This is a genomic window from Coriobacteriaceae bacterium, assembly GCA_025992705.1.
Classification (GTDB): domain Bacteria; phylum Actinomycetota; class Coriobacteriia; order Coriobacteriales; family QAMH01; genus QAMH01.
Genome location: DAJPGJ010000001.1, coordinates 1,311,491 through 1,325,731, shown reverse-complemented (window position 1 = coordinate 1,325,731; position 14,241 = coordinate 1,311,491). Strand labels below are relative to the sequence as shown.

Genomic DNA, 14,241 nt, shown 5'->3' with positions numbered 1-14,241 from the left:
AATGAAAGAGAAGACGATGGAGAGGATAACCTCCTCGAAAATCGTGCGGGTCGCCATGGCGATGGCGCTCGTGCTGTCCGTCGCCATCGTCCCGACCAAGGCATATGCCTCCGGGAACGTGAACGTCTCGATCGGCAAGAGCATCCCCTATGCCGGATACGAGACGACCCAGATGAGCGCCAACGGCAACGACGCCTACTGCATCGAGCCGTCGCGCTCCACGCCCGATGCGGGAACCTATCCGACGAGTGAGGCGGGAGATCTGGCGGCGGCCATGTGGTTCTCCTATGGGGCACCCGGCTTCGACGCGTCCATGTGGCCCAGCTCCTGGTACGACGGAAGCGGCATGGACGAGGACAAGTACCGCGTGGCGAGCCACATCCTGCTCTCGTACGCCAACCTGGGATCTGCCGCCGAGGCGACCTACGGCACGAGCGCCGAGTTCGCCTCCTGGGCGGAGCGCGAGATCGCGGGCGACGTGTGGAGCCAGGTCAACGCACGTGCGAACGAGGTCTCCACGGGATTCTCGGCCATCAGGATCCATGCGGGATCAGACGCCCAGACGCTCGCCAGCTTCACGTGGGAGCGCGGCGGCGTGAAGATCGCCAAGGTCGATGCGCAAGCCGGCGCAGGCGAGCAGGGCGACGCCTCGCTCGAGGGCGCCGAGTTCGCCATCGTCAACGCATCGGGGATGAACTCCTACGTGAACGGCCACAGCTACGCAGACGGCGAGACGGTCATGACCATCTCCACCTCCTGGGACGGCTCGGCCTACACCGCGCAGACCGCGAGCGACGCGCTGCCGTGCGGCACCTACCGCATCGTTGAGGCGAACGCTCCGGAAGGCTACCTTCCCTGGGAAGGCGAGCTCGGGTTCGCCATCGAGGGCGACGGCCAGGTCGTCGACCTTTCCGGCGACCCCGTGCATGACGACGCGATACGCGGCGGCGTGCAGGTGACCAAGGCCGACGCGGAGCTCGGCGAGTCCGAGGCGGTCGGCGGGAACGGGCATGCAGCAGAAGGCGTCGGCACGACGCTCTCCGGCATCGAGTTCGCCATAACGAACGCCTCCGAGAACAAGGTCCTCGTAGGCGATGCCTGGTACGAGCCGGGCGAGGTCGTCGCCGCCATCGAGACCGAGTGGGACGAGGAAATCGGCTCCTACATCGCGAAGACCGCGCCCGACGCGCTGCCCTACGGCACCTACACCATCCAGGAGACCGCGACCAACGACTCCTACCTGCTCACCGACGGCGAGCCGAAGACCTTCGAGATCCGGACCGACGGCCTTGTCGTGACGGCGGACGCGGAAGGCGGCGAGCTCACCTTCTACAACCAGGTCGTCCGCAACGACCTCAAGCTCTCCAAGAAGGCCGAGGACACCAACGCGAGCCTGCAGGTTCCCTTCGCCATCTCCAACGTGGCGACCGGCGAGACGCACGTGCTGGTCACCGACCGCAACGGCCAGGCTTCGACCGAGGCGAGCTGGAACAGGCACACCGCCAACACCAACGGAAACGACGTCCTGCTCGAAGCCGACCGCATCACGGCCGGTATGATGGACCCGTCGGCGGGCATCTGGTTCGGGCTGGGCGAGGACGGCTCGTCGGCTCCCGCCAACGACGCGCTCGGCGCGCTGCCGTACGGCCAGTACACGCTCGAGGAGCTTCCCTGCGAGGCGAACGAGGGCTACGAGCTCGTGACCAAGGCCTTCTGGATCGAGCGCGACTCCGGCGTGGCGGAGGCCGTCTGGATGACGCTCGACGACCAGGAGGGGCCGAGGATCGGAACGCGGGCAACCGAAGTGGCCGACGGTGACCAGATCGCCCAGGCAAACGAGCAGACGACGATTGTGGATACCGTCTACTACGAGAACCTCGAGTTCGGAGGCACGTACACCCTCACGGGCACGCTCATGGTCAAGTCCACCGGCGAGCCGCTGCTCGACGCCGAGGGCAATCCCGTGACCGCCACCAAGGAGTTCACGGCGAACAACACGAACGGGTCGGTGGACATCGAGTTCACCTTCGACGCGAGCCTGCTCGCGGGCGAGGACGTCGTGGCCTTCGAGAGCCTCGTGAAGGATAGCATCGAGGTAGCAGTCCACGCAGATATCGAGGACGAGGGCCAGACGGTCCATTTCGTCGACATCGGCACCACGGCGGCCGACGCCGCCGACGGCGACAAGCTCGTGACGGGCTCCGAGGTCATCATCGCTGACGAGGTGGCCTTCGAGGGTCTGACCCCTGGAGGCTCTTATACGCTCGAGGCGACGCTGATGGATGCCGAGACGGGCGAGCCGCTGAAAAGCGGCGAGGGGCTTCTCGCGACTGACGTGGCCGCGACCGTCGAGTTCACGCCCGAAGCTGCCGAGGGTACCCAGACGGTAGAGCTCTCATTCGATTCCTCCGGCCTCGGCGGTCACCGCCTGGTGGTGTTCGAGAAGCTGCTCGACGCCGAAGGCACCGTCCTCGCGGTGCACGAGGATATCGAGGACGAGGGCCAGTCCGTCACGGTCGTCGAGATCGGCACCACGCTCGTCGACGCCGCCGACGGCGACCACATGGTCGAGAACGGGACGGTCACCGTCGTGGATACCGTCGAGTACAAGGGGCTCGTCGCAGGAGAAACCTATACTGCCCACGGCACCATCATGGACAAGGCGACTGGCATGCCCCTTGAGGACTCGGAAGGCAATCCGGTGACCTCAACCGCGGAGTTCGTGGCGGAAAGTTCTGAGGGAACCGTAGAGATCACCTTCGAGTTCGATGCTTTCCAGCTCGAGGAGGGCGCCTCCCTCGTGGCGTTCGAGGAGGTGCTCGACGTGAACGGGAACGTCATCGCGGTACATCAGGACCTCGAGGACGAGGGGCAGACCGTGGTCGTCGACAACCCCGAGACTCTCGGCACCCCCTACGACAAGACGGGAGGCGACCTGCTTCCCGTATGGGTTCTGATCAGCGCCTTGATCCTCTGCGGCGGCGCTGCGGGCGCATACGCGCTTCGCGGCCGCATCCGTCGAAACGCATCAGTTGGCGAGGGATCCACTGACGAGGGTCCCGAGAAGTAGCCGGGTCCCGGTCGATCGAAGAGGGCGGGGCGGCGATGAGCCTCCCCGCCCGTCTTCCTGGAGGTTCAAGTGAGCACAAATATCAAGCAGCGATTTGCAATCATGGTGGCGGTGACAGCGCTGGTCGGTGCTGCGGCGTTGGGGTTGTGGCTCTTCAGCATCCATGACAGGGCGGCAGATGTAGACCCCTCTCCTATCTTGGCAGATGCTTCGGGAAGCGATGCGGCATCCGATGGCGCCCCGACGGTCGACTGGGAATTCTGGCTGTCGGTGAACCCCGACATCGTGGCGTGGGTGAGCGTCCCGGGGACTGATATTGACTATCCGGTGGTACAGGCGAGCGCCGACGATCCGACCTTCTACCTCGACCACGACGTCTACCGCGGCTGGAACCCCTACGGATGCCCCTACCTCGACGCCGGCTGCGCGGGGCGGGGAATCGACAGCCCGCTCGCTCTCATGTTCGGCCACCACATGAACGACGGCAGCATGTTCTCGGCATTCGCGAACTACTCGGACAGGGGGTTCGCGCAGGAGCATCAGGAGATTCTCCTGCAGACACCCGAGAGGGACATTCGCCTGAATGTCATCGCGGCGGACGTCGTGGATTCGAACGCTGAGCACAAGCGCCTGGAGTTCGCCGACGACGGAGAGCTCGGCTTTTGGCTCGAGAGGCTGCTGGCCGAAGCGGACGTCGTGCTCGACGTCGACGTTGAGGCGGATAGCGTCAAGGCGTTCTGCACCTGCAGCTACGGCAGGTGGAACGGGCACGAGAGGACGATAGTGTATGCGCGGGAGGAGGTGGTGTGATGCAATCGACCATATGCTTCTTCATCGGCATGGCGATGATGGCGTGCGCGATCGTGGGGTACGCCTGCATTCGGGTGGGCGCCATGAGCGAACGTGAGGAAATGCTCGCCGAGGGCAAGCGGGAACCCTAGGCTGCTTTCGGCAAAAAAAGGGTATGTAAAACAAGTGGTTGGAAATTGGTAAATCTCTGGTTGGTTGCTGTTGAGTCTAAATCAACTCATCCAACCATCTTTCTAACAGCTGGAGCTGCAATAATCCAACCACTTATTTAACGTCTCTATGTATCATGTCGAAGTCAATCAGCTCTAGTTGCTCTACGAACTTCTCTAGATATGAGGCGACTTCCTCGTCATTCACGAAGAGCGGCCTATCCTGCGTGAGCCTTCCTGAACTGTCCTGCGGATAGCGAAGACTGATGCCGTTGTCGTCGATGTCGGCTACGGCCTCTACGAATGCGCCCATATTTTTGATGGCCCTGTTGTCCTCACGGCACCTCTGCCCTGGGAACCTCGAGAGCAGTGAGCTCCACAGCTTCGTGAGGCTGTGCTCTCTCTTGGGCTCGACTCCGCACTTCCTAATCACCCTCTTGATAGCTAGTTCCATGCAGTGTCTCGTGAGGAACAGGACCGGGATCGCATAGGAGTGCTTCAGCATCACGTACATCCCAGGTCGGTCGATGGCCCTTCTTCCGGCGGCCGCCAGTTCCTTCGCGGCGTTGAGGAACGAGCGGATGAACTCCTCCTCGAACATCTCGCCCTTGAGTTTTTCCTTCATCAAGACGGATGAGTCGAGCAGGGAGAAATCCCTCAGGGTGGGGTCGTTAAAGCCGTTCATCTGGGGCTTCATCACTTGACGCCCCACGTATCTAGGAAATACATGCTCGGTGAATATGCTCCCCATTAATGGACCTCCCCAGTCGTTGCGTCGACCTTCACTCCCGACCTCGGGTCTATGAACTCGTCCACGGCCTCGTCCTCGCGGTCGGGCTCGGTCACGAAGAGCGGGCCGGGAGCATCGATGCGAGGGCCGATCGTGAGCCCGTTGCTCGCGATGATGCGGTCGAGGTTCTGCCTGCGGTAGAGGGTCCTTGCCCGAAGCGTCTCGAACGAGTATCCGCGCCCTCTCATGTCCGTTTCGTTGATGAGCCGGTTCGCGCACTCGGTGTAGCCGTTCGAGATGCGGCTGGGGCATTCCCAGTAGTTGAAGATGAACTCGCGGTGGTTCTGGACGGTCCGAGCAAGGGCTCTGAACGGATCGAACTCCCTGCCATCGGGAATTTCCCGAATCCAGGCGTCGAACGCCGCCTCAGCCTCCTCGCGTGAGGACGGATGGTCGTCGTAAATGCCGAAGAAGTCCTCCTTGAGGTCGTACGCGGTCATCAGCGTCGAGTAGGAGGGGTCTTCCCGTAGCGCCCTTAGGGCCGACGCCTCGTAGGGGCTGAGGTCGCGTGTCCGCTTCCTGAGGGCGTAGGCGAGGCCCTTCTTTAGCTCAAGGCGGCCCTTCCTGTCGAGGGCTCCCTGGAGGCCCTTGCGGACCGCGTCTAAGGCCTCGTTGGCTCCCCTCACGACATGGAAGTGGTCGATGACCCATGTCGCGTTCGGGGTGTACTTGGCTATGCTCCTCCAGAACGGCCGGTACATGTCGCTCGAGACCCATCGTACGCGCTCGAGGCCCTCCAACGAGGAGAAATAGGCGTCGAGGTCGGACTGCGTCCTGCCGGGCACCATGTCGAAGACCGTCCTGTGCTCGAGGTCGGTGATCACGGTCACCATGCCGACCCTCTTGAGGTTCTTCTCGTCTATGCCCAGGAACGCCGGCACCTTGAAGCGAAGCCTCGAGGCGTTCTCGCGGACGTAGTCCTCGAAGACGTTCTTCACGGTGACGTGCGAGAGCGGGTACTCCTCGGCGACCTCGCGGAAGGTGAGCCTGAGTGAGCGCTGGGCGATGTCGGCGTATGCCGCCTCCGTCATTCGGTGACCCGCGTCGACCCCGCCTATCGCCGGGCGCCACACGTAGCCGCACTCCGGGCATCGCATCCGCGGGAACCCTATCTCGAGCCTCGTCGGGATGCCCAAGTGTGGCGTCGACACAACGCCGACGGTCCTCGCGCCGTGGCTGTGCAGCGTCCCGCCGCACTCGGGGCACGATGCGGGGACGGGCCCGCGGTATCTCAGGTCGAACTGCTGGAGCCTCCTGCCGCAATCGACCTTGGTCGCACTGCCGATGAGCTCGCAGCCCCGGACGCCGAGCAGCTCCTCGACGTAGCCCGCCGCGCCCATCTATTCCCCCTTCGAGAGGTAGGAGGCGAGCTCGGCGATGTCGTAGCGCTTCCCCTGCGAGATGAGGTCGTACACCTGGTCGGCCAGGGGCTCGATCGCCTGCGGGTCGTCGAGCGCCTGCTCGGCGAGGTCTCCCAGCTCGTTGCTCATCATCGACATGAGGGCCCTGATGACGATGTTGCGCAGGCGCCCGTCCGCGAGGACAGCCTCCTTCGTGTTGCTCGTGTTCGTGATCTGCGTGTTGGTCACGGGGTCTGCCGCCACGGCGTCGGAGACCGCATTGACGGCTCGGGCCTTCACGAGGGGGTCGCCCTCGTCGCCCCACGTGCGGTTCAGCCTCTCCACGATCCTCGCCATGGTGTCGCGCTTGGGAGCGGCGCCTGAGCCGCCCGCGCCCATCGGCATGAGCTCGCCGCCCTCGACCCCCTCGGGGACCTTCTGGGCCGATATGCGGAAGTCCCGGAGCACGAGGCCGCGCACGTCGACGTCGTCGAGCGAGGTGCCCGCGATCCTGTGGCCGAGCAGCTTTGCGAAGCTGTAGAACACCTCGAGGTCGGGGTCGCCGAAGTCGAGCGCCTGGGACAGGAACGTGTAGGCGGAGCAGTACTTGGAGAGCTTCTTCCTGAAGGTCATCAGCTCCGCGACGCGTCCCGCCGCCTCGTCCGCGCTCCTCTTGGCCCTCTCCGCCTCCTCGGCCTCGCCGGCCGCCTCCGCCCGGTTGGCGCACTCCAGCCAAGTCTCGTAGGAGTCCCTGGCCGCCGCGAACCTCTCGCGGAAGATCTCGGCGGGCCCGGAGACGGCGGAGTAGAGGGCGGTCCTGTAGGCATCGCTCTCCCCGCCGGCTGCGAGGCCCTTGGACCTGTAGAGCGCCTCCTTGAACCCCTCGACGTCTCGCGTCGCGAACACGTCGGCCGCGTCGAGGGCGTCCTTCAGGTCGTAGACGACGTTCGGGTCCTGGGCCGCGCTCATCGTCGCGCCCTTGTCGTAGGTCTTGAAGGCGGCGAGAACCGTCTCGGGGTCGTTCACGAAGTCGACGACGAAGACCCTGTCCTTGCCGGAGCACGTCCTGTTGACGCGCGAGTAGGTCTGCACGATCTCGATGGCGTTGCCGAGCGGCTTGTCGACGTAGAGGGCGACTAGCTTCTTCTGGTCGAACCCGGTCTGGAACTTGTTGGCCACGATGAGCAGCCTGCTCTCGGGGCGGTCGAACGCCCTCTCGACCGGGCCCTGCCCGGTCGGGTTCATGTTGGCCTCGGTGTACTCGTATCCGCGCTCGATGAGGGCGAACGGGTTGTCCTCGAGGTACTCGTCCTCGGGCAGGACGCACCTGTCGCCCAGGACCTTCTGGGAGAAGGCGACGAGCGGCTCGCCGGGCACCTTGAAGCGCAGCCTCGGCTCGACCTTGGCGGGGTCGAGGTCCGGGCGGGCGCGGAGGTACGCCTCTATCGCGTACTTGTAGCGCACGACCTCGGGACGCCCGGAGGTGACGATCATGGCCTTGGCCTCGCCGTTCAGGAGCGGCGCCACGTTGTCGACGAAGTGGTCGATGATCCACTTGGCCTTCTCCATGACGTTCGTCGGGTGGAGCGAGCGCCACTTGGCGATCTTCCTCCTGGCGCGGCGCTCGTCGACGAGTCTCCCGTCGGCGTCCTCGGACTCGTCCTCGATTCTCGTGAGGGTCTTCAAGGGCACGTATCCCGAGAGCGGGTCGATGATGTAGCCCTCCTCGATCGCCTGCCGCATCGGGTAGAGGTGGAAGCTGCCCATGACCGGGTTGCCGTCCTCGTCCTCCTCGCCCGTCGGCGTGCCGAAGAGGGTCTTGGTCTCGGCCTTGGGGGTCGCGGTGAACGCGAGGAAGGAGACGTTCGGCGGCATGAGGTTGCTCGCCTGCATCTGGGCGAAGTAGGCGTCCATGACCGACCCGTCGTCGCCCGAGTCGTCGTCGAAGTCGAGCATCCTCTCGAACTTCAGCTTGTCCGCCGCCGCGTTGAAGGCGGTCTTGAGGGACGCCGCCGAGCTGCCCTCCTGGGAGCTGTGCGCCTCGTCGACGATCACCGCGAAGCCGGCGCCGTCGAGCTCGGGCAGCACCGCGATGTCCGGCCAGGCGTAGAGGAACGTCTGGATGGTGACCACGACGATCTCCCTCTTCTGGCGCAGGGCCTCGACGAGCTGGGAGCTCTTTGAGCCGTCCGAGACGGCGTTGCCCCTCTCGTCGCGGCCGATCATGACGACCTGTCCCGTCACCTTGGAGAGCTGGGAGATGGTCTTCTTTATGTTCTGGTCGAGCGACAGCCTGTCGGTGACCACCACGACGCTCGAGAACATCTTCTCGCCGTCCGCGCGGCGGAGCCTCGCGAGGTCGTGCGCAGCCCATGAGATGGTCTCGGTCTTGCCGGAGCCGGCCGAGTGCTCGATGAGGTAGCGGCGCCCCGCCCCGTGCTCGCGCGCGTCGGCCAGGACCTTCCTCTCGGCGTCGAACTGGTGGTAGCGGGGGAAGATCTGGGTCGCCTGTCTGCGCCACCGGCCGCTCGCGTCCTGCCTGTCCTCGACCTCCTCGAAGACGAAGCGGTCGAAGATGGACAGCCAGTTGTCGCGCTGGAGGATGGTGTCCCAGAGGTAGTGGGTCCTGTACTCGCCCTCCGGCGCGTCCGGGTTGCCCGCCCCGCCGTCGCGTCCCAGGTTGAACGGGAGGAAGCGGGGCCTCGCCGACTTGCTCGGGAAGGGGCCGAGGTTCGTGCACATCCAGACCTCGTCCTCGGAGACGGCGAAGTGGACCACGGCGCCCCTCTTGTACATGAGCAGCGGGTTCTTCCTGCCGCCGTCGGGCTCCACCGGCTTACGCTCGTCGGCGTACTCGTCGATGGCGTCACGCACGGTCTGGGTGAGCTCGGTCTTGACCTCGCCGGTGGCGACGGGGATGCCGTTGACGAACAGGACGAAGTCGAGAGACTTGCTCCCGGCGGTCTGGTAGTGGACCTGGTGCATGAAGCGCAGGATGTTGGCGTCGTAGCGCTCCCTCGCCCCGGGCACGCGCTCGTCGTCCGGGTAGCCCGCCATGCACTCGATGGTCTGATAGCCCGCCATCTGGAAGCCCTTGCGCAGCGTGAGGACGGTGCCGTTCCTCTCGAGACTCTTCACCAGGGCGCGCTTCAGCTGGTCGGCCCAGCGGGCGCCCTTCTCTCGGCGCATCTTGTCGAGCTTCTCCGGCGCGGTGGCCTCGAGCCAGGCGACGAAGTCGTCGAACACGAGTGCGTCGTTCGGGTCGAACCCCGTATCGTCAGGTGAGAGGGCCCAGCCCGAATGCTCCAGCCCTGCGACCTTGCGAGATATGTAGCGCTCGAACGGCGCCTCCTGATGGATCTTCCGGCTGCCGTCGAAACTGACGTCGAGATCGGATTTGCCTGGGATATGCATATCGACCTTTGTCATGGTTAGGCCTCCATACAGTCGATTTTGCCGGTCACGGCGTGGTGGATGACGGACTTGCGGTACTCGCCGAGCTTCTCGATGAGCTGCTCCTGGCGGGCGATTGCCTCGTCGATGGCCGCGCAGCGCTCGTCGAGGTAGTTCGCGACGGTTATTTGCGTTTCAAATGGGGGTTCAACTATGGTGATGCCCTTCATCTCTGCCCATTTTGTGGTCCAAAGGTCGTCTACTATTCCGTGACCGTTCTTATAAAACTCATCAGCAAATAGGGTCGTGTGAAACAACCAGTCATAGAAGCGTGGCTCCATATGTTCTCGGGGGATAAGTACCGTATTGATAAGGGATACGGAGCCATCTTGTCTTGCTATTCCGCATGATCCACGTCTATCTGACCTGCTGTTGATTACGAAGTCTCCCTCCATAACCAACTTCCTATCGTCATGCGCATCGGTCTTGGCAGCGCTATCAAGTTGAGGAACGATGCCTTGCATGGTTACGGACAATGGCTCGTAATCGCAATCGCTGACTTTCGTGTTGCGCAGGTCATAGACCTGTCCGATTTTCGTTAGACGCCAATTCGCCGGCACCTCGCCGATCCAGTCGACTCCGCTGTCCTTCATCTCTGTGTTCGGGTCGAGGCCCTTCGTCACGGCATGCGCAATGAGTGACTTCTTGTATTCCTTGAGCTTCCCGATGACATCGCGACGCTTCGCGACATCCTCGTCGATGGCCGCGCAGCGCTCATCGAGGTATGAGATGATTCGTCGCTGCTCCGCAAGTGGAGGGCGGGGGATTCTCGAATTGTCCCAGTCAAATTGAGTCATACTCGGCTTAGCCGTGTTGGTCATATATGGCTTAATGTCAACACAGGTTGCAGCATAGTAGAAGAACTTCAGTGAGAGCTTTTTACTTGTGATTTTCGCATCAAAAGCTGTATCGACGTTCCAGTAGAGCCCGGTAACAAGTTGGGGGCAATCTAATGTTCCCTTTCGTCCAAGAAGCACCGCTGGCCCATTCTTATGCTCGCCACAGGTTTTAAAGGGTTCGCCCCCGCTGCCCCAAACCGGAATATCACCAGGCGTTGTGGGGTCGGAGCCATGTCCAATTGAAACATCCGCCTTTATCGGAACGATTTCCCAGTTGACCGGCACCTCGCCGATCCAGTCAACGCCACTGTCCTTCGTCTCCCTCATGCCAGGAACCCCCTCATGAGCTCGCCGAGGCCGTCCTCGAGCTCGAGGATCTCCTTAGCGATGACTTGCGGGTCGCGAGGCTTCTCGTACTTGTAGAAATACCTGTTGAACGAGATGGTCGTTCCGACGACGCCAACCCCGCCGTCGCCGAGCGGGTTGGCCGTGAGCCCGCTCTTGGCGTCGTACTTCGGCTCGTCCTTTACGGACTCGTCCACCACGGCGTCGGGAGCGTAGGGCAGCACCTCGGTCGCCATGTAGTCGTTGATTTCCATGCCGATTGGAACGTTCTCCGTGTCCTTGAGCTCGGGGTCGAACACCGGATTGCCCTTCGCATCGATTGCGGGAGTCGCGGACGGGTCTCGACGTCCGAAGACCTTGACGAGGGCGTCGGCGAGGGCGGCCTTCTGTGGCTTGGGCTTTTCGATCGCTTTGTGAAGCTTCTCGGTCGCAGCCAGGACCTCGCTGTATGTGAGCGAGGCGCCCTCGTTCTTCTCAACCCAGGAGCGAATGGCGGCGCGGCTCGCGTCCGACAGCTTCTCCATGGGCTTGCTGAGGGTAAAGAGGGCATCCAGCCCATCGACCGAGGGCTCAATGACAACGCGCAGCGGGCGCTGCGTGGTCACCTTGCGGTACATGAAGTTCTCGACCGGGACGATGACCGACCTGCCGTGGTCGTGCCCGTCTACGTAGGTGCGCACGATCCACGCGGCCTGGTCCTCGCCGATCTCGTAGCGCTTGTTCCCTTGGCTCTTGCGCAGGGCGGTCTTCTCCTCCGAGGCGTCGATGAGCTGCACGTACCCCTTGCGGTTCTCCGGCTTGTGGTTGTTGAGCACCCAGATGTAGGTTGCGATGCCCGTGCGGTAGAAGATCTCGGTCGGCAGCTTCACGATGCAGTCGACGAGGTCCTCGCTGAACAGCCAGCGGCGGATGCCCGATGGCCCGCTGCCGGCATCCCCGTTGAACAGCGGGGAGCCCGAGAGCACGATGGCGGCCTTCCCGCCGCCCTCCTTGGGAGGGGCCATCTTCGCCGCGACGTTCTGCATGAAGAGCATGCTGCCGTCGTCGATGTCGGGCTTGCCGGCGCCGAACCTGCCATCGAACCCACGGCCCATCTCCTCGAGGACGGCGTCCTTCTCCTTCTTCCACTCCTTGCCGTAGGGCGGGTTCGTGAGCTGGTAGTTGAAGGTGCGTCCCTCGAACCTGTCGTCGTCGAGGGTGTCGCCGAGCATGATGCCGGCCGACAGGTCGGTCATCTGGTCGAGCACGTCTCCCGAGCCCCCGGCGATATTGCGCAGCATGAGCGCGGCCTTGCCCATGGCCCAGGTCGCGTCCTCGAGCTCCTGGCCGTAGGGGACAATCTTGGTTGGGCTCTTGAAGTGCCCCTTGTCGTGCCACTCGTCGAGCTGGTCGAGCGCGTCGCAGATGAAGCCGCAGGTGCCGCAGCTGCCGTCGTAGAGCGTGCGGATGTCGCCGTTGTCGGCGTTGAGGAGCGTGTCCTCGTTCGCGAACAGGAGCGCCGTGGCGAGCCTCGCCACGTCCTTCGGCGTCATGAAGTCCTCGGCGTCCTGCGAGATCTCCTCGCCGTATCGCTGGATGAGGTGCTCGTAGATGTCGGTCATCATGCGGTCGGAGACCGTCTCGGGCCCGAGGTCGAAGCCCGAGAAGCGTGTGCACACCTCGTAGAGCATGCCCTTCTCATCAAGCTTCTCGCAGGTCTGGCGCATCTCGAAGCGCTGCAGGACCTCGCGGGCGTTCACGGAGAAGCCGTTGATGTAGGCCATGAGGGCGTCACAGGTCTTCGTCGCCCCGAGGTTGGAGAGCGTGAAGCTCGTGACGTTGTAGAAGCAGTGGCCGGAGAGGGCGCAGTACTTCGGGTCGTCGTCGTCCCAGACTCCCTTGGCGGCCTGTCTGCTTACGGCCGCCCGCGTAGGCTCGAGGGCGCACTCGAAGCGCCTCAGCACAGCGAAGGGAAGGATGAGCTTGTTGTAGTCGGCGGGGCGGATGACGTCGCGCACGTAGTTCGCGATGCTCCATATCTCATTAACGTAGTCGAACGCGGTCTTATCGGCCATGGTCGGACCTCTCTGCGTAAAATAGGGCTATGTTTCAAAAAGTGTGTCCGAATAAGACCCGTTACCCCAGTTGAACACAAGCAAATCAGGTCCTTGAGTTGGAATCGCCCAACTCGAAGGTGTTTCAAAAAGTGTGTCCGCTTTCCTCTTGACGTGCCTGTTCAGGCAAGCTTTCCGAAGGGAAAAGTTGCCTAGTGGACAGGATGACGCCTTGAGTAGCCCGAGATGCGACGTTTGCGGAAGCGAGATGAAGGGGAACGGATACACGAAGGCAGGGACCAAGCGCTGGCGGTGCAAGTCGTGCGGTGCCTCCAAGACGAGAAGGATTGACAACGCCGCCAAGCTGCTCCGGGCCTTCCTTGCCTGGATCCTCTCCAAGAGGTCGATCGCCGATCTCGGATACAGCAGGTCGACCTTCTGGCGAAAGTGCGCCGGGTTCTGGGAGCTTTGGCCCATCGCCCCTTTCACCGGCGAGGTCTTCGACACGGTCTTTCTCGACGGCATCTGGTTTTCCCACGACGCCGTCGTGCTCGTCGCGCGCTCCAAGGAGCACGTGATCGCATGGCACCTGGCGCAAAGGGAGTGCTCGAGCTCCTGGGCGGCGCTGATGATGAGGATACCCGCTCCGATGCTGGTGGTGTCGGACGGATCCACCGGGCTCGCGAAGGCGGCGCGCACCGTATGGCCCGGCACCAGGATACAGCGCTGCGTCGTGCATGCCGCGCGCCAGGTCAAGCGCTACACGACCAAGAGTCCCAAGCTCGAGTGCGGCCGCGAGCTCCTGGGCATCGCGAACCGCCTGACGAGGGCCAAAGACGAGGACGCGATGAGGGAGTGGCTCGTCGACTACGCGCAGTGGTGCTCCGATTGGAGCGAGTTCCTGAAGGAGTTCACGGTGAAAGACGGCAGGAGGGTCTACACGCACGAGAGGCTGCGGCGGGCCAGGGGAAGCCTCAACCGCCTGGTGAAGGAAGGGACGCTTTTCACATTCATCGAGATGCAAAGGGAGCGCGGCGGGCGCTGGGATTCCACCAACAACCCGATCGAGAGCCTGAACGCGCAACTGAGGGAGATGCTCAGGCTGCATCGGGGATTGCCGCTGCTGCACCGCGTGAAGGCCGTCATGTGGTGGTGCTACATGCACACCGAAGAGCCCGAGAGCCCGGCGGAGATCCTGCGCCGCATGCCGAGGGACGAAGACGTCGACGGGCTTTTCGCAACCGTCTCGGGCGAGGGCCGGCATTCGGATGGAAGCCCGGAGAGGTATGGGAAGGCCATCGACTGGAACGAGTTTCACATGCCGACGAGGTACCGTCAGTGATGTCCCGCCGGACACACTTTTTGAAACATAGCCCGTAAAATACATTCCCAACCATGTATTTTACAACCTA

The 14,241-nt window shown here is 63.2% G+C and carries 9 protein-coding genes; 4 read left to right on the top strand and 5 right to left on the bottom strand.

The window, feature by feature from the left end:
* Nucleotide 1: 1 nt before the first annotated feature.
* From OIM11_05985 to OIM11_05975, 3 genes are all read left to right on the top strand, one after another.
* Nucleotides 2–3,070 (top strand): VaFE repeat-containing surface-anchored protein, encoded by a 3,069-nt coding sequence (locus tag OIM11_05985; GenBank protein ID HJJ00673.1) that lies wholly within the window; start codon nt 2–4, stop codon nt 3,068–3,070.
* A gap of 69 nt (nt 3,071–3,139) precedes the next feature.
* Nucleotides 3,140–3,880, top strand: a complete 741-nt coding sequence (locus tag OIM11_05980; protein ID HJJ00672.1) for a class B sortase — start codon at nt 3,140–3,142, stop codon at nt 3,878–3,880.
* Nucleotides 3,880–4,011, top strand: a complete 132-nt coding sequence (locus OIM11_05975) for a hypothetical protein (GenBank protein HJJ00671.1) — start codon at nt 3,880–3,882, stop codon at nt 4,009–4,011. Before OIM11_05980 ends, OIM11_05975 begins: the two co-directional genes overlap by 1 nt.
* A 133-nt stretch (nt 4,012–4,144) precedes the next feature.
* On the opposite strand, the gene OIM11_05970 is transcribed toward OIM11_05975, so the two are convergent.
* Genes OIM11_05970 through OIM11_05950 form a run of 5 tightly spaced genes read right to left on the bottom strand, consistent with a single transcriptional unit; the run spans nt 4,145 to nt 12,850 of the window.
* Nucleotides 4,145–4,780 carry a HEPN domain-containing protein gene (locus OIM11_05970; GenBank protein HJJ00670.1) on the bottom strand — a complete coding sequence of 212 codons (636 nt, stop codon included), beginning with the start codon at nt 4,778–4,780 and terminating at the stop codon, nt 4,145–4,147.
* Nucleotides 4,780–6,159 (bottom strand): ISL3 family transposase, encoded by a 1,380-nt coding sequence (locus OIM11_05965; GenBank protein ID HJJ00669.1) that lies wholly within the window; start codon nt 6,157–6,159, stop codon nt 4,780–4,782. Before OIM11_05965 ends, OIM11_05970 begins: the two co-directional genes overlap by 1 nt.
* Nucleotides 6,160–9,588: a DEAD/DEAH box helicase family protein gene (locus tag OIM11_05960; protein HJJ00668.1), complete on the bottom strand. Its 3,429-nt coding sequence runs from the start codon at nt 9,586–9,588 to the stop codon at nt 6,160–6,162.
* Nucleotides 9,589–9,590: 2 nt separating this feature from the next.
* Complete coding sequence (locus tag OIM11_05955) at nt 9,591–10,778, bottom strand: restriction endonuclease subunit S (GenBank protein HJJ00667.1); 1,188 nt, start codon at nt 10,776–10,778, stop codon at nt 9,591–9,593.
* Nucleotides 10,775–12,850: a type I restriction-modification system subunit M gene (locus tag OIM11_05950; protein ID HJJ00666.1), complete on the bottom strand. Its 2,076-nt coding sequence runs from the start codon at nt 12,848–12,850 to the stop codon at nt 10,775–10,777. The genes OIM11_05955 and OIM11_05950 overlap by 4 nt, the downstream gene beginning before the upstream one ends.
* Before the next feature lie 133 nt (nt 12,851–12,983).
* Between OIM11_05950 and OIM11_05945 the strand changes: the two genes are divergently transcribed.
* On the top strand, nt 12,984–14,171 hold the full coding sequence (locus OIM11_05945) for an IS1249 family transposase (protein HJJ00665.1): 1,188 nt from the start codon (nt 12,984–12,986) through the stop codon (nt 14,169–14,171).
* Nucleotides 14,172–14,241: the final 70 nt, after the last annotated feature.

What these genes read in the sequence shown, in the direction of transcription:
- OIM11_05985 (HJJ00673.1), top strand. Translation starts at nt 2, where the DNA reads ATGAAAGAGAAGACGATGGAGAGGATAACCTCCTCGAAAATCGTGCGG.
- OIM11_05975 (HJJ00671.1), top strand. Translation starts at nt 3,880, where the DNA reads ATGCAATCGACCATATGCTTCTTCATCGGCATGGCGATGATGGCGTGC.
- OIM11_05970 (HJJ00670.1), bottom strand. Translation starts at nt 4,780, where the DNA reads ATGGGGAGCATATTCACCGAGCATGTATTTCCTAGATACGTGGGGCGT.
- OIM11_05965 (HJJ00669.1), bottom strand. Translation starts at nt 6,159, where the DNA reads ATGGGCGCGGCGGGCTACGTCGAGGAGCTGCTCGGCGTCCGGGGCTGC.
- OIM11_05960 (HJJ00668.1), bottom strand. Translation starts at nt 9,588, where the DNA reads ATGACAAAGGTCGATATGCATATCCCAGGCAAATCCGATCTCGACGTC.
- OIM11_05955 (HJJ00667.1), bottom strand. Translation starts at nt 10,778, where the DNA reads ATGAGGGAGACGAAGGACAGTGGCGTTGACTGGATCGGCGAGGTGCCG.
- OIM11_05950 (HJJ00666.1), bottom strand. Translation starts at nt 12,850, where the DNA reads ATGGCCGATAAGACCGCGTTCGACTACGTTAATGAGATATGGAGCATC.